Here is a 24,141-nt window from a genome sequence, read left to right as displayed (position 1 = left end):
TTGGAGTTCCCCACGTTTGGTGGGCGCTCGGGAGGGGTTACGTGGGGTTGGCGGCCTCGTAGTCGGCGGGGCTCATGTAGCCCAGGGTCGAGTGGAGGCGGATGCGGTTGTAGAAGACCTCGATGTACTCGAACAGCGACCGGCGGGCTTCCTCGCGGGTCGCGTAGGATTCGTGATGCGTCAGCTCCTTCTTGAGGGTGGCGAAGAAGCTCTCGGCGACGGCGTTGTCCCAGCAGTCGCCCTTGCGGCTCATGCTGGGTTCGATGTCGCGGCCGGCGAGCACGGCCTGGAAGACCTCGCTGGCGTATTGGACGCCGCGGTCGCTGTGGTGCAGCAGGCCGGCCGCCGGATGGCGACGGCCCAGGGCCATCTCCATCGCCGAGACGCACAGTTCGGCCCGGAGGTGGTCGGCGGCGGACCAGCCCACGATCCTTCGGGAGAACAGGTCCAGCACCACGGCGAGATAGAGCCAGCCCTCGGCGGTGGGGATGTAGGTGATGTCGGCGGCCCAGGCCGCGTCGCGGCGGTCGGGCGTGAAGTCGCGGGCCAGGACGTTCTCGGCGATCGGCCGCGCGTGGCGGGAGTCGGTCGTCCTGGGGACGAATCGGCGTTGGGTTTTGGCTCGAATGCCGTGGTCGCGCATCAGCCCGGCCGCCGTGTTCTCGCAGCAGTCGACGCCCCGCTTGGTCAACTCCTGGTGGACGCGCGGCGAACCGTAAATTCGTCGGCTCTCCTCGTGGACCTGGCGGATGACGGCGGTCAACTCCAGCCGACGCTCGGCCGAACGGCTGGGAGGCCGTTGCAGCCAGGCGTAGAAGCCGCTGCGCGAGACCTTCAGGACGTCGCAGAGGACCTCGACAGGCCAGCGGCGGCGATGATCGCGGACGAAGGCGAACCTCACGGATTCTCCTTGGCGAAGAAGGCCGTCGCTTTTTTTAAGATCTCGCGTTCCATGAGGAGACGGCGGTTCTCCTCGCGGAGCCGCCGCAGCTCGCGCTGCAGCTCCTCGGGCGAGGCGGCCGGGCCGGGCCCGGCCGTCGCCGGGGCCAGCTTGCGGACCCAGCCGCGGATCGATCCGGGGTCGACGCCCAGGCTCTTGGCGGCGGCCTTGACGGTGTATCCCTGCTCGCGGACCAGCCTGGCGGCCTCGAGCTTGAACTCGTCGGTGTACCTCGGCGGCATCGTCATTCTCCGGGGGATTGGTGCGGTTATACCAACTCCCCCGAGCGCCCACCAAACGTGGGGAACTCCATATCATACCAATACTACGAACCCCGACCGCCCAACGATCGGACTTGTGGGTAAAGACAAGCCCGGTGGGAGAGGGTGGCCCGAAGGGCCGGGTGAGGGTCGTCGGACCTGTAGATTGAGCCTGGATCGTCGGGCCGCGCGAGCGATGGGCCCTCCAAAATCCGACGACCCTCACCCGCCGCTGCGCGGCTGCCCTCTCCCGGCGGGAGAGGGGACTTAGAATGCCGCACACATGAACCGTTCTCGAAACGGCCTCAGGCCGCCGTGATCCACTTCTTGATCCGGCCGACTTCCTCGGCCCAGGTGCCGGCGGTCTTCCGCGAGCGGTAGGCGTCGAAGAGGAGGTCGAGGGTCTGGGCGAAGTGGCGGAGTCCGTCCACCCGTTCGCACTTGGCCTCGTACGGGGCGAGGCGTTCCTCGGGCTTGGGAAGAAGAGCGCCGGTGATCGCCAGGCTCTCCGCCTGGAGGGTCAACTCGTACTGGGCGCCGTGGCGGACGATGATCATCCCCGCCTTGCGCGGGAGCTTGCCTGACTGGAGCGCCCGGAAGGCTTCCGGCAGACGCGTCGGCGAGTCGTCCATCAGGCTGTCCCGGCCGGTCTCGCCGCGGGGGCAGTCGAGGGTCAGGGTCTTGGCCATCATCACGGCGACGTCGGAGCCGTCGGCCAGGGGAATCGTGTCGCTCTCGTTCTGAAGCTGGTGCCAGAGCCAGACGAGGAACTCGTTCCCCAGGTGGTCGAGCATGTTGGGGGCCTTCTCGACCCACGCGACGGTCGCCAGCTGGTCGCCGCTGTCGCCGCCATAGAGGTTCAGCGACCCTTCGCCCAGCTTCGCGGCCACGCGGTCGGACTCGGCGATGGACTCCGGGTTCCCCATCGCCAGCGCCCCGGCCGTGATCGGCTCCAGGGTCCGCTCGAAGGTCTCGCGGAAGAGCGAGGTGGCCCGTTCCACGACGTTCGAGCTGGTCGAGCCGACGTAGAGGATATCCTCGCGGCCGTCCCAGAGGATCGGGTAGTGGTTGCAGCGACGGAAGCGGCCGTCGGACGCCTCGGACTCGGCGCGGGCCTTGGCGGCCTCCTTGGCCTCCTGGCGCTGGGCCTTCGTCGGCGTGCCGCTCGGGTTCATGGCGGCGCGGGCGTCCAGCTCGATCTGGGTGTAAGCCCGCAGGAGCGTCCCAGGGATCTTGTCCGTGTCGACGCGGATCGAGGCGTGGAGCGCGTCGTTGATGAGGTTCTTGGCGAGGTCGAAGTTCACGTCCAGGACGTGTCCGCCGCCGCCCCAGCCGGTGCTGACGCCGTCGACGGGTTCCGCCGGGCTGTGCTTGCCGATCTTGTGCGCTTCGAGCTGCCCGAGGATCTCCTCCGAGAACGGCAGCGGCGAGGGCCCGCCCACGCGGAAGCGAGTGAAGGTCATACGTCCGTTCAGGAAGCCCATCCGTCGTCCTCCTCCAGGGTCCGGCCTGGCGCACTCGCGCCCATCCACGCCCGGTTCGCCTCCGGGTGAATGTGAGATCGGCTCTGGAGGAGGTGGTCTTCAGCCCGGGAACCCCGCGACCGGCGGCGACTCTACCGGCGCGGGTCGGCGGATCGGGTCAGGTGAAGTTGACGAACTGGAGAGGGTATCTGGGCCCGTTCTCCTTGAGGTGGGCGATCACCGCCTGAAGGTCGTCGATCTTCTTGGCCGTGATCCGGACCTTGTCGTCCATGATCTGGGCCTGAACCTTGATCTTCATCTGCTTGACGTCTTTGACGATTTTGCGGGCGTCGTCGGTGTCGATTCCCGAGTGGATCGTCACCTTCTCGCGGACGGAGTCATGCGACGCCTCCTCGACGTCCCCCCTGACCAGGGCGTTCACGGCCACGCCTCGCTTGGCCATCTTCTCCTTGAGCACCTGGATGACGGTCTCAAGCTGGCCCTTGTGATCGGCCGTGATGGTGAGAACTTCGTCCTTCTTGTTGTACTCGATGGCCGCCTTCGTCCCCTTGAAGTCGTAGCGCACAGCGCACTCGTGCTGGGCCTGGGTGACGGCGTTGTGCATTTCGACCTGGTTGATCTCGCTGACCACGTCGAACGAATGATTGTCGGCCACGGCGATGCGACTCCCTCGACCTGCTCGATTCTCGGACCCAAGGCGACCTTCACCCTAACGAGGCCGACTCACCCCCGACAAGACGTGCAGGGGGCGGCCGGTCGGTTCGTCGCGTGCACCTGAGGTCGAGTCCACGGGGCCAGTCCGGCGTCTCAGTTCCGGTCGTTGAAAATGAGGGGGAGCCCCTCGGCGAAGTAAAGCTCGCGGAAGACGCCGGCGTAGTGGACGGCGGTCGAGCCTGGCAGGGTTTGGCCGATCACGTATTGCGGGCCCATGAAATAGCCGTGGTTCTTCGCGGCCAGCCAGGCGTGCGTCGTCTGCTCCAGCCAGATGTTCTTGAGCAGCGAGGGATCGTGCGCGCCGACCTTCGCGTACATGTCTTCCATCTCCTGGAAGTCGGCCAGGCTGAGCCTGGGGAGGATGCACATCCCCGAGTTGAATCGCCGGGGGACCGGGCCGATCAGGGCGTCCAGTTCCTTCAATGGGCACAGATAGGCGTTCATGATGTCGAAGAACGTCGAGACGATCCGATCGCCCTTCAGCGCCTGGTCCCAAACGCGGATCAGCTCGTCGGGCCTCTTGAAGAACAGGACGTCGGTGTCCAGCGAGACGATCACCTTGGAGGAGCCGATCAGATGGAAGTCGACGACCTTGGGCGAGTAGACGCTGGTCTTGCTGAACTCCTTGATCAGCGGGAATCGGCCGTCGGCGAAGAAGGCTTCCTTGAGCGGCTCGATCATGTCGGCCGTCACGATATGGATGTTCGGAAAGACGCGCCGCCAGGCGTTTTGATCGGCCTCCGTCATGGAGCCGTCGCTGTGCAGGTAGACCGAGACCTCGGGGGGCAGCCAGCGCACCAGGCTCCAGAGGGCGATGCAGCCCATGCCCACGTGCGAGTGCCCCGAGAGCATGTGGATCTCGTAAGCCCCGGCCTCGACCAGGGGACGTGGCGTCAGCGTCTCGGCGCGACGGCGGGCGTCCTCAAGATGCTTGGGCATCCGCTTCTCGCGAGGCTCGCCCCCTACGTTCAGGGCTCCAGCCGCCTTCATCATCCGCCAGGTGCGTCGATAGTCGCTGGAGAGGAGCATGCGGCGCCAGTGCCCCTGCCAGGTGCGGGCCTTGTTCAGAGCAGTGGAGACGGATTGGGCGAGGGGGGCCTTCGTCATGGAATGCGTCTTCCTGTTGAGAGGCTCGACCGGAGGGAAGCGGGGAGCGTTCGCGACGGCCGTTGCGAGTTCGGCCCCGATGCTCCCGGTCGTCGAACCGCGGGCTTCGCGGCCCGTCGACGACTGGAAACTGCCGGGAAAACCATCGAGCGGGACCGCTGCATGGCCGGCCGCGCTCGATGATTACGCCTGGCGGAGAGTTCCGACGAGGGTCGGAAAGCCCTCCCGGCCCGCCATGCTTGAGGCGAACGAGTCTAACATATCAAAGGGGCTTTCCTGAACGCCACGTTCGGCGGAAGCCACTCAGAGCAGGCGCAAAACCGTCGCGGCGATCATGACCGCCATGCCGACCAGCAGCGGCGCGACGACGCGCCGGATCAGCCGCGGGCCCGGCTCGCCGGAAAGCCGGGCGCACATGGCGACGACCGCCGCCGCCGGGCTCATCGTCCGGCCGAAGTGCGCCCCCAGCGACGCCAGGGCGCCGATCCGGACCGGGTCGAGCCCCAGGGAATCGGCCGCCGGGACGAAGAACTCCATGATCGCCACCGCCGGCGCGATCCCGCTCCCGGAAATCACTCCCAGCCCCCACGGGAAGACGACCGAGGCGATCGGCGCCAGTTCGGGACGGTCCGCCAGCATCTGCACGAGGACCCGAATCAGGCCGCTGCCGCGAACCCCCTCGGCGAACGTCGACGCCGCCACGATCAGCGAGATGACGTGCGTGTAAGCGTAGCCCGCCCCCTCAAAGAACTCGGGCGCGAGCTTCGAGCCCGTCGCCGGCGCGGCCGCCCAGGCGAGCAAGACGCCCACCAGCATCGCCGCCAGGATCTTTGACGGTCCCTGGAACGCCGCCAGCGGCGACGACGCGCCGAAGGCGGCGTCGGCGAACAGGATGGCCAGCGGGGCCACCGGCACGATCGCCTTGAACGGATTGATCCGCCGGTCGTCGCGCGTCTCGGCCGCTTCCTCTGCCTCGGGCGCGGGCGCCGACCTCCGATCCCGCCGCAGCGCCAGGATCCAGAATGTGCACAGCGCCGCGCCGCAGGCCGCGAAGTTGAGCGGAGCCTGCCGCGAGACGACCACGTGCCCCTCAAGCCCCGTCAGGTCGGAGAGCTTCCGCATCTCGACCGCGCCGGGGTTGAACAGTTCGCCCCCCATCGAGGCCCCCAGCAAGAGCACCGCGCCGGCGGTCGCGGCCTCCATGCCACCCGCCCGGAGCAGCGGGATCAGGATCGGCCCCAGGACGGCGGCCGTCCCGGCCTGGCTGACGATCGTCGTGTTGACGAGATACCCAGCCGCCACGCCGCCGGGGATCAGCAGCGCGGGGGCGTATCGCAGAGGCCGCAGCATCAGCCGGACCATCTCGCGGTCGCATCCCGTGACGCGCAGCACGTAGGCGAACCCCATCGCCGCGCCGATCGGCACCACGGTCGCAGGATTGGTCATCTCGGCGACGACCTTCGCCAGCATCTCGACCATCCCTGACTTGCCCGCAGCCGCGAACAGCGGGACCGCCCCCAGCAGCAGCACCAGGCGCACGTCGACCTTCCGCAGGGTCAGAACAACGACCGCGCAAAGGTCGACCAGCGCAATCCAGCAAAGCGTACTCATGTCGGGGTGGGCCTCGATCGCACGACGAAGCAGAAATCGCCACGATCTTCGGGCCCAGCCCGGTCCCGCACAAGGCCCTGGCGGTGCAAGATGCGGAGTCAGTCAGCCCTGGTCGAGGATCGCCATGAAAGAGCGTCGAGCCGGAGGAACGGAGTCGCCTTCGGGATGGTCGGCGCGGGGTCGAGGTCGATGCGGAGGGCGGCGACGGTCCCCTTGTAGCCGGAATGGGCGGCGAGGTCGACGACGACCGGCTCCGGGGCGTCGGGGTTGGGCGTCGGGGGGATCTCGAAGGGAACTTTCCGATCGTCGTGGAACGACTCGCCCGGCCCGCGCCAGAAGAGGAAACCTCGGATCGGGGCCGTCGTCAGGTTGGCGGCCGTCAGGTGAAGGCGGGGGACGTCGGCGGCGGGGTACCACTGCTCGGGGGCGAGGGCGTAGGCGTCCGAGCCGGTGGCGCTCAGGAGCAGGCCCTTTTTCGGCGGCAGACCCGCATCGGCGAGGTCGTGGTATGTCCAGTGACGACGATCGACGTTGAAGCGGAAGTTGGGGCGGGAGTCGGCCGGACGGAGGGCCTTCGCGCGCTCGCGGATCTCGTCGACGGTGCCGAGGGTCAGGACGTAGGAGTATTCATACGCGATGTCGTGATCGAGGATTTCCTGCCGCACGGGGGCGATGTAGCCGGTGGGATTGTCCTTCGGCCCGCCGACGCCGGGCTTGTCGTGGAACCCGCCGATGAAGTGGTACAAACCCGGATGGATCACGCCGACGCCCCAGCCGTCGTCACCCACCAGCGCCGCCCAGTGCTCCGGGGTCGTCCACGAAGCCCACGGCGGCCCGGCGTTGGCGATCGTCGCGACCGGTTCGCCCGCGAACGGGTTCGTCCCCTTGTAGGTGATCAGCCGGTGCAGCGTCCCCACGGTGTAAACCGCCGGCAACTCCTGGTCGCGGGCCGGATACTGGGTGTGATCCTCTCGGGCGTTGTTCAGCCGGCAGCGCACGAGGAGGGAGGCGGGCGAGGCCGGGTCGAACGCGATCCAGGTCTCGAACGTGCAGTCGCCGGGGACGTTGTTGAGCGCCCATTGCATCGGGATCGACTTCACATAGAGGACCTTGCCGTCGTTGGTATGCTCCACGACCCGGGCGGGGTTCTTGTACGCGTCGCCGGTGCCGATCGGATTCCACGGCCAGTTCTTCCAGCCCGGGTGCGCCTTCCCGAACGGCTGAGGACCGCTGTAATACGACTGCTGGATCTGACGGCCGTAATCATGCGAGTTGATGAGGTTGGGGGTCTTGGGGTCGGACCGGCCCAACTCGGTGATCACCCCACCCAGGTCGAGGTCGACGCCCACGCGGACCACGCCGTTGTCGATGCGACTCACGCGCGGAGCTTCCGCCCAAACGGAGGGTGGTAGGAACAGGACGAAGACCACGAGGATGAGACGGCGGGAGAGACTCATGGCGGGATTCCCTGGGAGAGCGTGGCGGGACGTCGGGCGCACCAGAGACCTGGACCGCCTCGGCCGTGACATCCTCTCACCGATCCGAGACGCTCGCCAGAGGGCCCCCCAGCCTCAGCCTCTCAATCCGTGCATGCCGGAAAAGCTGGAGCATGCGAATCATCGGCGTCATCCCTTTTCAGGGATCTGTGAGCAGCCCTGACAACGGCGACGACCTGACTGAGCCGCGGGCGTAACCGAAAGGCTCATCCTGTCGTACCATCCATTTAGAGAGCCAGTGCGGCCGGCGACGTCGCCGACGATCGCTCTTTCGCAATCCGCATTCGGTATCCGTCGGGGAGACGAGCCGTCGTATCGATGGACTGGCTGACGGGCAAAGAGGTTGTTGTGGTTCGCGTTCTCGACTCTCCACGCTCAACACTGCGACCATCGGTCAGACGTCATTACTGGATTGAAAGGTGGTGGTGAGCGACGAGAGCCTCGTTTCTCGCCGATCGAAGCCAACCGCTTCGCGGACCGCAAACACTGAACGGCAAAGTTTTTACACGCCGAAAACGAGTGACTCGACGCGTGCATACGAACCCGATCGAAGCCCTCGCTCAGGCGGGGCGACGATCAGAGCCAGCGGGAGGCGAGGGACTCGAAGAAGGGGCCGAGGTCCACGTTGCCGCCGCTGAGGACCGCGCCGATGCGGCGGCCTTCGCCACTGAGACGACGGTCGAGGATGGGGGCGACGACGACCGCGCTGGAGGGCTCGACGATGATCTTGAGGCGCTCCCAGAGGAAGCGGAGGGCGTCGACGATCTCGGTTTCGCCGGCCGTCTCGATCCTGTCGACATTGCGGGAGATGACGGCGAAAGGGCGTTCGCCCAGCGAGGTGCGGAGACCGTCAGCGATGGTGCGGGGGTCGCCGGAGGGCTCGATCTTGCCGGAAGCCAGCGAGCGCCGGGCGTCGTCGGCGCGTTCGGGCTCGACGCCGATGACAAGCGTCTGGGGCGAGCGGGCCTTGACCGCCAGGGCCGTCCCCGAGACCAGGCCGCCGCCCCCCACGGGGACGACGACCGCGTCAAGCGGGCCGGCCTGGTCGAGCAGCTCCCAGGCAACGGTCGCCTGGCCGGCGATCACGTTCCAGTCGTTGAACGGGTGGACGAGCGTCAGCCCCTTGCGGGCGACCTCGTCGGCCACGGCTTCCTCGCGGGCGGCGAGGGTCGGCTCGCAAAGGCGGATCGTGGCCCCGTAACCGGCCGTCGCCGACTGCTTGATCGCCGGCGCCGTGTGGGGCATGACGACCGTCACCGGGATCCCCAGCAGCGATCCCGCCAGCGCCAGGGCCTGGGCGTGGTTGCCCGACGAGTGGGTGACCACCCCCTTGGCCTTGGCGACTTCGTCCAGAAGCAGCAGGGCGTTCATCGCCCCGCGGAACTTGAACGCCCCCACGCGCTGAAGGTTCTCGCACTTGAGGAAGACGGACGCCCCGGCCCGCTCGTCGAGCGTCCGGGACGTCATCACCGGCGTTTTGTGGATCCAGGGGGCCAGCCGTTCGACGGCCTCGCGGATCTGGCGTTCGCCGATGGGAATTTCCGAGGATAAGGACATCAGTGATGGGCTCCGCGGCGCTGGATCACGGTCGAGAAAGGCAGACGATCGCCGAGACGATCGATGGCCGCGGTGGGAAAAGGGTTCCCCCAGGCGGCCTGATACTCGTCGGTCAGAATCCGACCTTGAAGCCGTCGAAAGGATCGCCAGATCGCCCGCGCGAATGCTTCCGCTTCAGCCTCGACTGCCGCGATAGGAACGATCCCAGCGGGCAGTTCACGGACTTCAAGCCGGCAGAGGCCACCGGTGGTCGAGAATCGAAACTCGAACTCGACCGGCTCCGAATTCCAGACGACGATCACCTCAGTCTCACCGGTCAGTATCCGATTCCCGGCCGCAGCGAGGTCCGCCAAGGAATCTCTGGGGACGGAGGACGCGGGGAGCACCAGGTCGACATCCGGTGCGCTCAGCTGGATCGTCGCCCAACCGTTCTTCGGATTCGCGATCTCGAGTCGCACCTGTGTCGCCACCGTTCCTACCCGCAGTCGGGCGCGGGATGTCAATACTCGTGCTTCTCGCCCGACTCGTCGCCCGAGGCGGGAGGGGCGAGAGGGGCGGCCTGATGGAACGTCCGTTCGGCGTCTTCCTTCGCAACGCGGGCGATCGCGTCGTCCAGGGTCATGACGCCGAGGTCGCCGCCGGTGCGGTCGCGGTAGGCGACGCTGCCGGACTCGGCCTCCTTGGCGCCGACGACGAACATCACGGGGATCTTCTGGAGCTGGGCGTCGCGGATCTTGGCCCCAATCTTCTCCGGGCGGTGGTCCATCGTCGCACGGAGGCCGGCGTCGTTCAGCCGCTTGAGGACGGTCTCGGCGTAGTCGGCGGCCTTGTCGGAGATCGGCAGGACGCGGACCTGTTCGGGCGCCAGCCAGAGCGGGAACGCCCCGGCGAAGTGCTCGATCAGGATCCCCATGAACCGCTCCATGCTGCCGAACGGCGCCCGGTGGATCATGACCGGCCGGTGCGACTGGTTGTCGGCCCCGACGTAGTGGAGGCCGAACCGTTCGGGGAGGACGTAGTCGAGCTGGACCGTCCCGAGCTGCCACTGGCGACCGATGCAGTCGCGGACGATGAAGTCGGCCTTGGGCCCGTAGAAGGCGGCTTCCCCAGCGGCTTCCTCATAGGGGAGGCCCATCTCGTCGAGCACGGTCCGGATGTCTTCCTCGGCCGTCCGCCAGGTGTCGCCGGCGGCCCCCTGGTACTTGGGGTCCTCGGGGTCGTGCTTGGAGAGCCGGAGCTTGTAGTCGTTCAGCCCCAGCGAGGCCAGGACGAACTGGGTCAGCTCCATGGTCGAGCGGAACTCGGCCCGGACCTGCTCGTGAGTGCAGAAGAGGTGGGCGTCGTCCTGGGTGAACCCCCGGACGCGGGTCATGCCCGACAGCTCGCCCGACTGCTCATAGCGGTAGACCGTGCCGAACTCCGCGAGCCGCAACGGCAGGTCGCGGTAGCTCCGGGGCTGGGCGTCGAAGATCTGGATGTGGTGCGGGCAGTTCATCGGCTTGAGCAGGTATTCCTCGAACTCGCAGGTCTGTTCGAGGTAGCCGATCCGCTCGGCGACGCTCATCTCGAAGAACGGCTTGGTGTACCTGGTCTCGGACGAGGAGTCGGGGAGACGCTCGGGGATGCCGGCCTTCCCCAGCAAGACGCGCTGGGCGTCGTCATCCACGCAGCCGGAGATGAGGCCGTCGAGCAGCTCCTTGGCGGAGGCGTCGGCCGGCATCTTCAGGGTCGGGAACTGGGAGTCCTTGTAGTACGGATAGTGGCCGCTCGTCTTGTAGAGGTCGACCTTGCCGATGTGCGGTGTGTAGACCGGCTGGTACCCGCGCTTGATCAGCTCGTTCTTGAGGAACGTCTCCAGCAGCCCTCGGACGATCGCCCCCTTGGGCATCCAGAGGATCAGGCCGGGGCCGACCAACTGCGAGATCGTGAAGAGCCCGAGTTCCTTGCCCAGTCGACGGTGGTCTCGCTTGCGGGCCTCCTCGACCTGAGCCAGATAGGCATCCAGTTCCTTCTTGTCGAAGAAGGCGGTGCCGTAGAGGCGCTGGAGCATTGGCCGATCGGTGCGGCCCTTCCAGTACGAGCCGGCGATCGAGAGAAGCTTGAACGCCCCGACTTTCCCCGCGTTGGGGATGTGCGGGCCACGGCAGAGGTCGACGAACTCGCCCTGGCGATAGAAGCTCAGGACGCCGTACTTGGCCAGTTCCTCGTCGATGTGCTCGACCTTCAGGTTCTGCCCGAGGTCGGCCACGAAGCTCCGGGCCTGATCGACGGGGAGGCTGAACCGCTCGAAGGGCTCGGCGTCCTTGGTGATTTTGGCCATCTCGGCTTCGATGGCCGCGAAGTCGTCCTCGGAGATGGTCCGGCCGTCGACTTCCATATCGTAATAGAAGCCATTGGCCGTGGTCGGGCCGAACGCCAGGCGGACGCCGGGGAACAATCGCATCACGGCGCGGGCCATGATGTGGGCCGTCGAGTGCCGCAGGACGTCCAGCGCCTCGCGGTCGCGCGAGGTCAAGAGCCGCAGTTCCAGCGGCGTGCGGTCTTCGCGACCGTTCTCCAGCGGCCGGTCGAGGTCGACGATCGTCCCGTCGACGACGGCCGCGACCGAAGCGGCGGCCAGCCTCTTGCCGATCCCCGCCGCGACGTCGCGGGCGCTGGTCCCCTCGGGATACTCCTTCACCGACCCGTCCGGCAGCTTGATCTGAAGCATCGTCGACCGCTTTCTCCGCTTCCACCGCCCGTCTCGACGCGGGACGTCTCCTCGCACCTGCTCCCAAGCCCACAAGCGTATCCGACCGAGAGGCTTATGCCAATCCCGGTCAAGTCGCCGCGACTTCGCCAGGCGTCAACGCATGGATCCCGAGATACCCCTGAAAGTCCTGAGGGTTGAGCGTCAGAACCTTGCCCAGGCCATGCACCATCATGGCGGCGACCAACCGGGCGTCATGAGCCTTGCGGCCGAGGACGGGCTTCGAGAGGACAAGCGACTCCCAGGTGGAATAAAGCGACGGAGGGTCGTCCAGTAAAGTGAAAGCCGCCTTGAAAACGCGAACGTCCGCTATGGCCTGGATCGGGGTGCGACCCAGTCCATTGACGCTGGTTGGTCGCGTCGAGACGACCCAGAACTCGTACAGGCACTGCGGCACGATGCAGAGCTCACGACCATCAACGAGCAACTTATCCACACATCGAGCGGTTGCTTCGTGGAGCGTCTGTGCAGAGTCGGCAAGCCGAGTCAGAATGCTCGTGTCGATCAAGAACTCACTCATCACGACTTTCGTAGATCGTCTCGCGGTCGTCACGAAGATCGCCCCCGATCGCGGGACGGGTAGCGACCCACTCGCGAAAGAGGCGGAGTCGCTCTTCCGGCGTCAAGTCAGCGGCATTCGAAGTCTCAGGGGAACTGCTCGCCTCCTGCCCTCGCAAACTCTCCACGATCGTCCGAAGACCGGCGACGACCGGAGCGGGGAGGCCGGTCACGTCGAGAAATTCGGGGCGGACAGGGGGTTCGGAACGAACTTCGGGCTGAACCTCAGTGCTCATGCAACGCCCTCCTTCCCTTCACGAGGCTGCCGTCTCCGGCTTCATTATACGACGCGCCGCGACGGCGTCGGGCTCAGCGATCACGGCTCGATGTCGAAGAACGACTCGATCCGGGTGACGCGGAAAACCTCGGCGAGGTCGGGGTGGAGTCCTCGGAGGGTGAGACGGCCCTGGGCCGCGATGAGTCGCTTGCGCAGGCCCATCAGACGGCCGAGGGCCTCGCTGGCGATGTAGTGGACGTCGGAGAGGTCGATGACCAGATGGTCGCCCGGCTCGAACTCGACCGACTCAAGGAACTGGTCGAGCGGGTGGGAGTTGAGCAGGTCCTTCTTGGGCCGCAGCACCGTCTGGCCGTCTTGCCTGCTCCAGGAGAACCAGACGCCTCGGCCGCAACGGGTGCATGGGGCCTGGGGGTCGTCGATCGACGAGGGTTCGCTGCAGGCCGGGCATTGGGTGGTGGTCGTCATGGCGATGTCCTCGGACTTCGCGAGGGATCAAGGCGAAAGCCGCTCGATGGTCCACGCGCCGGCGGCGTCCTTCTGGTAGCGGAGTCGGTCGTGCAGGCGGCTGGGGCGGCCCTGCCAGAACTCCAGCGATTCCGGCAGGATGCGGTAGCCTCCCCAGTACTCTGGCCGAGGGACCTCGGCGTTGGCGAACTTCTCCGCAAGCTCGCAAAAGCGATCCTCCAACGACTCGCGGTCGGCGATGACCTCGGATTGCTTCGAGGCCCACGCACCAACCTGCGAGGCGACCGGCCGCGAGTGGAAATACGCCTCGGACTCTTCGGCCGTGACCTTCTCCACGGTCCCTTCGATCGAGACCTGACGCTCTAACTCCTTCCAGAAGAAGAGGAGCGATGCGCGAGGGTTGGCGGCCAGGTGCCGACCCTTGCGGCTCTCATAATTCGTGAAGAAGGTGAAGCCTCGGGGGTCGCAACCCTTGAGCAGGACGATCCGCGCCGAGGGCCGGCCGTCGGGCGTCGCCGTGGCGAGCGTTGCGGCGTTCACCTCAGGCACCTCCGCGGCCAGAGCCTCCGCGAACCAGGCCTCGAACTGACGGATCGGGTCGCGGTTGAGATCGTTCTCGTCGAGCGTGTGGCGTTTGTAATCGGTACGGATGTCGGACAGACTCATCGGTCGTTCGCCTTACTTTCCATGGGTTTCCAAGGCGTTCCCCAGCAGTCGGGCGACATTCATCAGCGCCCGAGACGTGTGGTACTCCGCCTTCCACTGATTGGCTTTTGCGCCTTCGCCCCGCAGCCGCCCGTCGCGCTCGGTCTCGGAATACCAGCCGCCGAACTCGGGGTCGAGCATGTGCCGCTCGATGAACTCCCATTGCTTCGCGAAGGCGCGGGCGTAGCGGTCGGTCTCCCGGCCGTACTTGTGGTCGAGAAGGGCCAGTGCGTTCAGCCCCTCGGCCTGGGTCCACCAGACCTTGGTCGTGTCGTAGGATCCGGCCGCGAACGAATCCCCCTTGTCGTTGAAGCCGCCGTAGCGGTCGTCCCAGCCCCAGTCCAGGGCGTGGTCGACGAGTCGCCGGGCGACCCTCCACGTCGCCTCGTCGTCGGGCATGTGGAGGACCTCGGCCGCCTCGACCAGCAGGTAGGCCGTCTCAACGTCGTGGCCGAACGAGTCGTGGGCGGGGATCGCCCGCCAGTCGCGCGTGAGGTAGAGGTTCAGAGCCCCCGGCTCGACGGCGATCCGGTCGCGGACGAGGTGAAAAGCCTCCTCCAGGCGCTCGCGGACGATCGGCCGATCGTCGACCCGCGCCAGCTCGGCGAGGGCTTCAAGCAGGTGGATGTGGCTGTTCATCGACTTGTAGCCGTAGTAGACGCCGAGGCGATCCTTCCGAGCGGCGACCGGGGCCGAGGGATCATACGAGGTGATCGCCGTCCCATCGCGTCGAAGGGCCTCGAACCAGCCGCCGTTCTCGCGGTCGTGAGCGTGGGCCTCCAGCCAGTCAAAGGCGTCGCGCGCCACCTTGAGGGCTCGATCGTCGCCCCCCACGGCGCGGAGCTTTGCCCCGGCGTAGACGACGAAGGCCGTACCGTAGACGTGCTTTTCGTCGCCGAGCTTCGGATCGAGCTTCCCGTTCGCGTCGAGGATCCAGTGGAAGCCCCCCTGCTCCGCGTCGCGCATGACCTCGTCGAGGAACTTCAGGCCGTGGCGTGCGTACCCGAGATACTCCTCGCGCTTCGAGGGCTCGAACTCGGCGAAGGCCGCGGCGGTCCAGGTCATGCGGGCCTGGTAGACGAGGAACTTTGAGCGGTCCGGCTTGATGGTCCAGTCGCGGGCCATCTCCTGGTGGAAACCGCCGACAGCCCGGTCGACGGCCGCGGGATGCCATCGGGAAAGCTCGGCCCCCAGCAAGGCCCGCAACTGCGCCGCAGTTGGAGGGACGGCTGGGTCGGGAGACTGCGCCAGAAGCCGGCCAGCAGCCAGGATCCAAACCGCCGCCGTCAGACGGCCGATCAGCGACGCTCTCAGACCAGTTGGCATCGACGACCTCCCCCCCGCGGGCGGATGTCGCGATCGGGACTCCGCCGCAAGGCTGAAGGCTCGATTATCAACCTGGGACGACTGGGAGAGCAACGGTCGAGAAGGAAACCCGGTTGTCTCACCTAGCGCCTGGCGACACGTCAGTCCAAAACGATTCCAGCTCGCTGGCTCGCCACCACATGGGTGAACCGGACTCAACAAATGAAACCTCCCGCGCCAATCAGGGAGGGTTGCATCAAATTTTCCGTCGCGATGTTGATTGATTGCATCTTGCAACCGTCGATTTCCACAGATACGTTAAACTGTCTCCTCGATATGTCCAGGCTCGGCAAACTTCATGTCGCTCGAACCTGGCAATAGCCAACATCCTCGCTGCAACCTCCAGAATTCAACACGTATCTCGCTTACTCAAGCGACTAAAACCACTCGGGATCGAACAGACTCGCTTCTGGAGTGTGCAACATGCCGAAGATTGATCCACGAGCGGCAAGGAGGCAGACCGAGATAAGCGTGAGCCGCAAGCGCCGAACGGAACGGCCCAGGCCATTACGATCGGCCTGCGAGAGGCTCGAAGCCCGCTTGATGCTTGCAGCCGATTCGGACGTGATCAGCGTCGGCCGGACTCTGTCCTCCTGGACGTCCGCCGGCGTTCAGAACGGCCAGTTGAAAATCCAGTACACGGTCTACAACCAGCAGCCCGAGGCCGTGAGCGGCGTCCAACTGTCAACGACGCTCAAGACCGGCGTCTCTTACGTCTCAGCCACGATGCTGCCGAGCGTCCGGACCGGCCAGGCCCTGTCGTGGTCGCTGGGGACGATCGCGCCGTTCGGCTCGGCGACCGTGCAGGTCACGGTCGCACTGGCGAGCGCCGGCGTCCTTCAGATCGACGCCGGGTCGCATGCGGCCGGCGTCTACCAGGGCGCCTCGGTCGCGGACGACGCCCTGCCGGCCAGCCTCCGCGCGGGGTCGGTCGACCCCTCGCTGCTCGCCGCGACGCCCGATGCCGATTCGAACGATCCGTACATCCAGGCGAAGGCCGCCGAGCTGAACCAGGACCCCACGCAGATCCTCGCCTACCTCACGCAGGAGGTGGACTATGAGTCGTACGTCGGCTCCCTGCGAGGGGCGCGGGGGACGCTCTGGAGCGATGCGGGAAACTCGCTCGATCAGTCGAGCCTGGGCGTGGCGCTCCTGCGGGCCTCAGGCGTCCCGGCCCGTTACGCCCACGGGACGCTGACCGACGCTCTCTCCCAGCAGTTGATCCTCTCGATGTTCAAGGATCCTCTGCGAGTCGTGGGGTTCCTCAATCCTGGAACCATAGCGTCCGACCCAGCCAACGACGCCGACCTTCTGGCCGAGACCCGCGACCACTACTGGATCCAGCTCAATACCGGCTCCGGCTTTCAAAACGCCGACCCGAGCTTCGCTTCCGCGACGATCGGCGCCGCGTTCGCCGCGCCAACGTCGACCTTCGCCGCAGTCCCCGACTCCCTTCGGCACAAGGTCTATCTGAGCGTGGACCGCGAGCTGACCCAGAGCGACCTGTTCGGCGGGTCTTTCCAGAGCGTCGCCACGGTGCTCTCCGACGTCTTCAACACGGTTGAGCTGGTCGGTCGGCCGATCACGCTCGGCCATTTGGTCACGAGCACGTCCGTGGGAGCCCTTTTCGCGGCCACGATCAACACCTACACTCCGTACCTGCTGATCGGCGATGGGACGCTCGATACGGCCGCAAACCCGATCCTGACGGGCCAGCCGTTCCAGGAAGTCCTGACCAATTTCCCGTTCGGCAGCCAGCTCCTCACGGGCGAGTTCCTGAAGCTCCACATCACGTCGCCAGACGGCACGTCCGTCGACCTGTCGAAGACGATCGTCGATCGAATCGGCGCGGCGGCCCGGCTGGGAGGGGGGGGGAGTGTTTCGGTCGATCCCAGCGGCCAACCGCTGATCTCGCCATTGGATTACACCACGCTGAGCATCGAATCCGGCCTTTACAGCCAGGCCGCGGCGGAGAAGCTGAGAGCCCAACTCAGCGCGCGCGAAGCGGAGTTGACCTCGTTCGTCCAGCAAGCGAACGCCGCCCCGGACGGCCCCGAGAGGGACGCGCTGGGGCAGCGGATCCAGAGCGAGATGACCGCCGCGTTCCTGTCGGCGGCTCGATCCCGGCTGGCTCAGTTCCTGGCCCTCTCGGACGCGTACAACGCGGACCTGGCCGGCCACATGCTCGTCGAGGCCTACCTCGCGAGCCCCCGGGTCATCGCCTTCGACTCGAAGGCCATTACCAAGGATGACGGGACGGTCGTCTTCAGCCTGTCCATGGACCTGATGCGCGACGTGATTCGGGCCATCCCCATGCCGGGCCAGAACGCCAACGCCGATATCTCATTCCAGTTGCTTCGCGGGATGACCGAGTCGTTCACCGAGCAGTACGTCATGGGGACGCCCCCCGCGACGTCGACCAGCTTTTCGATCCTGCCCGTCGGCATCGTGACGGTCCTCCAAACGGCGAGGGATCAGGGCGTCCCCCTCGTCTTCCTCAGCGCGCAGAACCGGAACCAACTCGAGGCTCTGGCGATCACCCCGGCCGCCAGGGCGTTCATCTCCCAGGCGCTTGACGCCGGCAAGTTCGTCCTGGTCCCGGCTCAAAGCGTCACGATCAACGGCGAGGCCCGCGTCGGGTGGTACGAGTTCGACCCCTCGACCGGGGCGGCCGTCGACGTGATGGACAACGGCGAGCACTCGAGCTTGATCCAGAATGCGGCGACGAGCGCCTATGTCGCGTTCATGAGGGGGGTCGTTGAATTCAATTGGGGAGCCCTGGCGGGGCTCTCGATCAGCGGCATCGGCACGGCGTTCAAGTTCTTGCTGGGGGCGTGGGTCTCGTACGGCGACAATTCGAAGAAGGCGGGGCAGTTCTGGGCGGACGTCGCGGCGTACAAGAACTGGATCGGCGCATTTTTCACGCTGGCGATGCAACTCGCCCAGGGATTCCGAAACACCCCCTTCGGCCTGGGGTTCCTCGCGGGCCTCGAGATCGGCTTCGAGCTTTCGAACGATCCTCCCCTGGAAGATCTGCTGCTCTCGCCCGCGCCTCTCGACGCCTTCAAGAATCTCGGGGTGGGAGCCGCTTCCGGCACGAAGATCGCCGCGGCGATCGTTCCCGACCCGCTCTACACGCTGCCGATCAACGGCGCCCAGTCGCCCACCATGTTCCGGCTGGGGATCAAGAACCTGGGCTCGACGACGCTTCGGCTCTCGCTGGCGATGATCGACCTCCCCGCCGGCTTCTCGGGGAAGACCAGCATCCCGGAAGTCGTGATCCCCGCCGGCGAGACCGCCGAGATCGGGCTGATCCTCTTCCCGACCGGATCGCTCCCCGCCGTGGGAACGACGCTGGACTTCGGCGTCCAGATCACGGATACGGCCGATCCGAGCCAGACGACGGTCCAGACGGCTTCCTTCGTTATGCCGGCGATCCACGGTCTCAAGGTCACGACGGACCGCGACAACGTCTCCTCGTCGCCAGGGACGCCAGCTCAGATCAAGCTCCGGCTCGAGAACACCGGCAATGTGGCGGAGGCGGTGAGTTTTCAGTCTCTCGCTTCCGAGGGCCTCTCCGTCGCCGGGTTGGCGCCGCTCACGCTGAACCCGGGCCAGGTGGTCGAGCTTAATCTCACGCTGACGCCCGCCGCCTCGACGCCGCTGAATCAGACGCTCGGCCTGCGCCTGACGACCGACTTCGGCACGCCGTTCCCGGACTTCCACTCGTTCACCCTCATCACGGCCGTGCCCGGAGCCACATCAGTGGCTGACGCCGCGACAGTCGCCAATCGGATCGGCCAACCCGACCTCGCCGCCCGCCTGAGCGACCTGGGCGTCGCGCTGACGAACCTCGTCGGCTCCCCGACCAGCGCCGTTTACAAGAGTCAGGTCGTCGCCGACCTGGGGGCCATCCTGGGATTGCTCGGTTCCGATCCCAACCTCGCCCCCTTCGCGGCCGGCTTCGCGGCCTCGCGCGACCGGATCGCCTCGGCCCAGACGCCGTCCGCGATCCAGGCGGCGGTCACCGAACTGGGCGGCCGGCTCGACACCTTCGGCGAGACGGTTGAAGCCCTCGGCCAGGGAAACGTGGACCTCTCGTTCGTGAACTCCAGCCAGGTGGCGCAGCCGCAGTCGCCTTCCGTCTTCACGATTCTCGTGCACAACATCGGGACCGCGACCACCACCTACGACCTGGCGGTCCTCGGCCTACCGGCCGACGTGGCCTCGTTGTTCAGCCAGACCTCGGTCACGCTCGCGCCCGACGCCTTCGCGACGGTCACATTGACCCTCACGCCCAACTCGACTTCAGAACTCTCCCCGTTCCAGTTCAGCGTCTCGGCGACCATCGACGGCAGCACGCCGCCGATCTCCCGCACGGCGGTCGGCTCGATGAGCGTCCGGAAGGAGTTCGTCTCGGTCGTCTCGGTGACCGGCGACCGTTCGTTCGCCACGCCGGGCCAATCCGTGGAGGTCACGGCCCGCGTCCTTAACGCCGTCAACCGGCTGCAAACCGCCCGGGCCGTGCTTCAGTTGATCAATTCGTCGGGACAGGTCGTCTTCACGTCGTCGCCCGTCGACGTGACGCTCGACGTGGTCGCCTCGCTCACGACGGTCGACCTGGGCGCCGTCGACACGACGGGCCTCCCCGTCGGCTCTTACATCCTCCGAGTGTCCCTGACGACGCCCGGCGGAGCCTCGATCCCGGGCGGGACCGGCGACGGCGCCCTGATGGTCGGCTCGCCCGTCTCGGCGACCCTGACGTCGGACAAGGATCAGCTTCCTCCCGGCGCGAGCGTCGTCACGAACACGCTTCAGGTTCAGGCCCAAGCCACGCTCGTCGGCCCGCTCGGCGTCGTTTCGCAGACGAACCTCCCTGGAGCGGGGGGCGTCGTGAAGTACGGCCACTACGTCTTCGCCAGCGGATCCTCGGGGATCGAGGCCTTTGACGTCTCGAATCCGGCCAGTCCCCAGCTCCTCGAGACGTTCGGCGGCGCGTCGACCATCCTGGAAGTTCACGGCGACAAGCTGTACGCCCTGGCCCGCGGCGGCGCCGTCACGCCGATGGTTCTCTCAATCTACTCGCTGACCGACCCGGCGAATCCCCAGTTGCTCGGCGCGACGCCGGGGCTGCACTACGCGCTCGGCTGGCACATGGTCGTCTCCGACACCCATGTCTTCATCTCCACCTGGAGCTTCACGTTCCTCATCGGCGGCGTGAACGACATCAAGTACCAGACCGGCGACGTCTACTCGATTGACGTCTCGAACCCGGCCTCCCCCCAGCTCGACGGCATCCTGCGCAACACGTACGGGACCTTCGACGACGGCATCGAACGATACCTCAACGCCGACATCAACGGCGGCGACGGCAATCTCTGGCAGATGCAGCTCGTCGGGCCGAACACGCTGCTCGTCGCCGGCAGCACGGCCAAGGGGGACGACACCCAGACGGGCCAGGGCGTCATCCTCGTCATCGACGTCAGCGACCCGACGCACATGTCGCTCGTCAAGTCCGTCGTCATCCCGGGGACGGTCCAGGCGGTCAAGCTGCTCGTCGACGGCAACCTCGCGTTCGTCACGGCCTCGACGGGAGGCTGGCAGGACCTGACGTCCGACCTTCCCCTGAGCGGCGACCTCGTCCTGGCAACTCTGGACGTCTCCGATCCGCGCAACCCCGTCCTGCTCCACTCCGAGACGATCGACCGCGCGTCGGCCGGCCCGTACAACGCGTACGCGTCGGCGCTCGGCGGCGGGCTGTTCGCGTTCTCGAGCACCGGGTCGTCGACGGACTCCCCGATGATCTTCGTGGTCGACGCCAGCGATCCGACTCGCTTCGTCTACAGCAGCACGACGATCCCAGCCACGACGGAGGGTCTGGACGGCGGCGACGGCTATATCTACACGACGAGTACCAGCGGGCTCATCATCTACCAACTGGACGCGGCCGACGTGATCCCCGTCACGGTCCACGTCGACGTTCCCAAGGGAGGCGGCGTCGCCCTCGTCCCGGGCTCGTTCAGCCTCGCGCCGACTCGGATCATCGCGGGAATTGACTCCGACCGCTACGAATGGGACCTCAACCTGGCCGCGGGATCGCTGACCCGCACGATCACCTGGCAAACGACCGTCTCGGATCTGCATCCCGGCGACTCGCGGTCGATCACAGGAACGACGACGATCGACTTCACGAGCCAGGGGACCGACGGCGAGGTGGCGCTGCCGCCGCTGGTCGTTTCGGGCGTTCAGATTCTCGGGCTCTCGCCGGCTTCCCAGGAATTGCAGCCGGGCGGAACGACCACCTATCGCGTGAGAGTGTCGAACCCGACCTCGTCGACCTTGACCTATAACCTGTCGGTTCTCGGCCTCCCGGCCGGCTGGGCTTCGCTGCCGGCGCAGGCGACAGTGGCGGCCGGCGGCTTCGTCGACGTCCAGTTGACGATGACTCCTGACGCCTTCGCCGTGCTGGGCGACTTCGGCTTCACGGTCCAGGCGACCTCGGGCACGATCGTCGGCTCCGTCGACGGCAACCTCGTGCTCGCCGGCGTCCCGCTCCTGCCGTCGTCGGATCACCAATCTCACGGCGTCGTCGCCATGATCACCTCGGCGCCGACCATCGGGCAGGGAGGAAAAGCTCGATACGTCGTGCGGCTGACGAACACCGGGAGCGTCGGCGAGACCTTCACGCTCGCGATCGCCGGCCTGCCCGCTGGTTACACCGCGGTTTTTGACAAGACGAGCGTCTTCGTCACTCCAGGGCTGACGGGCGCGGTGGACGTCCCGTTCACGATTCAAGCTCCGTCCGGAGTCGCCGCGGCCACGATCCCCTTCACGGTTTCGACCACCTCCATCGGCTCGCAGGCAACCGCGCAGGCGAGCGGCATCCTGAGGGTTCTCTCGCTCGGGGTCCAGGTGGCGATCGTTCCAAACTCCGTCGCTCCGGGGAGCGTCGTCTCGATGACCGTGACGAACACCGGCCGGACGACGGACTCGTTCCTCCTGGGCCTCGCCGGGCCTGCCAGCCTCGTGGCGGAGCTGAGCAGGAACGTGGTGACGCTCGCGCCGGGTGCGTCGACGGTGGTCGCCATCACGATCGGCCAGATCTCGTACGCCCTTCCCGGCTCGCTCTCCCTGACGGCGACGGCCACCTCGTTGAGCAACTCCGCGGTCCGCAGCGCGGATTCGGTCGACGTGACGGTCGCCTCGCACGCTGGAGTCACGGCCCGATTCGAGACCCCCAGCTACGTCCTCTCCTCTCCGGGCGCGAAGACGTTCAGCCTGCTCGTCACGAACACGGGCAACGCCGAGGACGACTTCGAGGTGATCCTCCTCGGGCCGTCGGGTCCCATCTCGGGGTCTCTCGTCGGCTACAGTGGGCAGTTGACCTCCAAGATCCCCGTGATTCGGCTGCCGGCCCTGGGGACCGGGTCCATCACCCTCTCGGCTGAGCTGCTGGACCTGGGGCTGGGTTCGCTCAGGGTGCTGGTCCGATCGCTGAGCAACTCCTCGCGGACGGCGACGGCGACCGCCTCCCTCCGCGCCGGGGCGGTCCTGCTAACGACGGCGACGCAGATCACGGCGACGCCCAACCCCGTCCCGGTGGGCGGATCCGTCACGTTCACCGCCTACGTGTCGGCTCAGGGGGGGGCGATCCCCACGGGCCAGGTGACATTCATCGTCGACGGCGTAGCCCGGTCCCCCGTGGCATTGAGACCCAACGGGAGCCGGGCCCTGGCGACGCTGACGATGACGCTGGGAGCCGGGTCTCACTCGGTGTCGGCCTCCTACGCCGGGAACACCGGATTCGCGGCGAGCGTTTCGCCGTCCCTGGCCGTCACGGTCGCGGCGAGGACCACGCCCATCGCCACGGCGACCCAGGTGCTCGTAACCCCCAGCCCGGCCGTGGCCGGTAGCCCGGTCACGCTGACGGCGCTCGTCACCTCCCCACTCGGCTCCCTCCCAACCGGCCTCGTGACCTTCACCGTGGACGGGGTGGACGCAGGGACCGTCGCCGTGACGAACGTGGGCGGTGTGGCGACCGCCGTGCTGGTGACGCTGGGGCTCTCGGAGGGAGCGCACTCGATTTCCGCCCGCTACCTCGGGAGCGACGACTTCGTCTCCAGCGGCTCGGCGACCACCAATCTGCAGGTCCTCGCCGCTCCGCTCCCGTCCGGGCCGGTCGTCACTTCGGTGGAGCGATTCGGATACCACCATCAGCCGACCTCGTTCGTCGTCGGGTTTGCTGGCGACCTCGACCCCGTCTCCGCCTCAAACGTCGCCAATTACCGGATCATCGGCCCAGGGCGCGACGGTCGGTTGGGGACGAAGGACGATCGAATCATCCCCCTCCGCGACGCGACCTACGACGCCGCGACGCACACCGTCCGGATCCGGCCTGTGGGCCAGGTTCCGCTCCACGGCGTGTCCCTGCTGATCATCCAGGGGGACGGCGGAATCGTCGACCAGAACGGTGTCGCGCTCGACGGCGACGACGACGGGCGACCCGGCGGCGAGTACCAGGCCGTGCTCGACCCCAAAAAACTGGCCGGTCCCGATCCTTCCTTCGCCCGCAGGAGCCTGCATCTGAGTCGGAGGATCTCGCCGGTCGCCGCTGTCTCATCCAGGCCGGTTCGTCACCTGACGGCCACGGCTCAACGCCGCCTCATGGCCGCCAAATGGGCGACCCTCGCACGCTCCTCCGTCCGATGATGAACGCCTAACCTTGCCCGACGGCGGGCGCTCATCGCGCCGGGCGCCCGCCATGCTCCTTGACGTCTTGCCAATGGTCGGCCTCGATGGTTAGCCTGAAAGGCGACCGATCGACGTCCCGGGCCGGCGACCGCCGGCGACAAGGAGCCGGGACGCGGCGCCGGGACGATCCCCCGGCCGGGC

At 66.9% G+C, this 24,141-nt stretch carries 14 protein-coding genes; 1 reads left to right on the top strand and 13 read right to left on the bottom strand.

The features are described 5' to 3' along the window. Positions 1-37 precede the first annotated feature (37 nt). The 13 genes from G5C50_RS28475 to G5C50_RS28415 all read right to left on the bottom strand — a co-directional run bounded on the left by G5C50_RS28475 (position 38) and on the right by G5C50_RS28415 (position 15,210). A protein-coding gene (locus G5C50_RS28475; RefSeq protein WP_456093846.1) for an IS3 family transposase occupies positions 38-1,188 on the bottom strand; the annotation gives its coding sequence in 2 pieces (ribosomal slippage) (positions 38-942 and positions 942-1,188; 1,152 coding nt in all). 317 nt (positions 1,189-1,505) lie between these two features. Then, on the bottom strand, positions 1,506-2,684 hold the full coding sequence (locus G5C50_RS28470; protein WP_165074556.1) for a hypothetical protein: 1,179 nt from the start codon (positions 2,682-2,684) through the stop codon (positions 1,506-1,508). 157 nt (positions 2,685-2,841) lie between these two features. Continuing rightward, a complete protein-coding gene (locus G5C50_RS28465; protein WP_165074554.1) occupies positions 2,842-3,339 on the bottom strand; it encodes a YajQ family cyclic di-GMP-binding protein in 498 nt (165 codons plus the stop codon). A 152-nt stretch (positions 3,340-3,491) separates the two neighbouring features. Continuing rightward, positions 3,492-4,505 carry a hypothetical protein gene (locus tag G5C50_RS28460; RefSeq protein ID WP_165074552.1) on the bottom strand — a complete coding sequence of 338 codons (1,014 nt, stop codon included), beginning with the start codon at positions 4,503-4,505 and terminating at the stop codon, positions 3,492-3,494. A gap of 303 nt (positions 4,506-4,808) precedes the next feature. Further along, complete coding sequence (gene dcuC / locus G5C50_RS28455; protein WP_165074550.1) at positions 4,809-6,116, bottom strand: C4-dicarboxylate transporter DcuC; 1,308 nt, start codon at positions 6,114-6,116, stop codon at positions 4,809-4,811. Positions 6,117-6,214: 98 nt separating this feature from the next. Further along, entirely contained in the window at positions 6,215-7,573 is a 1,359-nt protein-coding gene (locus G5C50_RS28450; protein WP_165074548.1) for a hypothetical protein, read from the bottom strand. Between the two features lie 615 nt (positions 7,574-8,188). Then, a complete protein-coding gene (locus G5C50_RS28445) occupies positions 8,189-9,169 on the bottom strand; it encodes a pyridoxal-phosphate dependent enzyme (RefSeq protein ID WP_165074547.1) in 981 nt (326 codons plus the stop codon). 499 nt (positions 9,170-9,668) lie between these two features. Beyond that, positions 9,669-11,879 (bottom strand): threonine--tRNA ligase, encoded by a 2,211-nt coding sequence (gene thrS, locus G5C50_RS28440; RefSeq protein ID WP_165074545.1) that lies wholly within the window; start codon positions 11,877-11,879, stop codon positions 9,669-9,671. Between the two features lie 109 nt (positions 11,880-11,988). Then, positions 11,989-12,438, bottom strand: coding sequence for a type II toxin-antitoxin system VapC family toxin (locus tag G5C50_RS28435; protein WP_165074543.1), 450 nt, complete (start codon positions 12,436-12,438; stop codon positions 11,989-11,991). Next, positions 12,431-12,712 carry a hypothetical protein gene (locus G5C50_RS28430; RefSeq protein WP_165074541.1) on the bottom strand — a complete coding sequence of 94 codons (282 nt, stop codon included), beginning with the start codon at positions 12,710-12,712 and terminating at the stop codon, positions 12,431-12,433. Before G5C50_RS28430 ends, G5C50_RS28435 begins: the two co-directional genes overlap by 8 nt. A gap of 80 nt (positions 12,713-12,792) precedes the next feature. Next, on the bottom strand, positions 12,793-13,179 hold the full coding sequence (locus tag G5C50_RS28425; RefSeq protein ID WP_165074539.1) for an STAS domain-containing protein: 387 nt from the start codon (positions 13,177-13,179) through the stop codon (positions 12,793-12,795). A gap of 27 nt (positions 13,180-13,206) precedes the next feature. Next, positions 13,207-13,845, bottom strand: coding sequence for a pyridoxamine 5'-phosphate oxidase (gene pdxH / locus G5C50_RS28420; protein ID WP_165074537.1), 639 nt, complete (start codon positions 13,843-13,845; stop codon positions 13,207-13,209). Between the two features lie 12 nt (positions 13,846-13,857). Continuing rightward, complete coding sequence (locus G5C50_RS28415; RefSeq protein ID WP_165074535.1) at positions 13,858-15,210, bottom strand: AGE family epimerase/isomerase; 1,353 nt, start codon at positions 15,208-15,210, stop codon at positions 13,858-13,860. Positions 15,211-15,792: 582 nt separating this feature from the next. Here G5C50_RS28415 and G5C50_RS28410 point away from each other — a divergent pair. Next, positions 15,793-23,958 (top strand): Ig-like domain repeat protein, encoded by an 8,166-nt coding sequence (locus G5C50_RS28410; protein WP_165074533.1) that lies wholly within the window; start codon positions 15,793-15,795, stop codon positions 23,956-23,958. The last annotated feature ends 183 nt before the right edge of the window (positions 23,959-24,141 follow it).

Source organism: Paludisphaera rhizosphaerae (assembly GCF_011065895.1).
Taxonomy (GTDB): Bacteria; Planctomycetota; Planctomycetia; order Isosphaerales; family Isosphaeraceae; genus Paludisphaera; species Paludisphaera rhizosphaerae.
The sequence above is the reverse complement of the archived record's forward strand: the minus strand, read 5'-3'. Positions and strand labels throughout refer to the sequence as shown.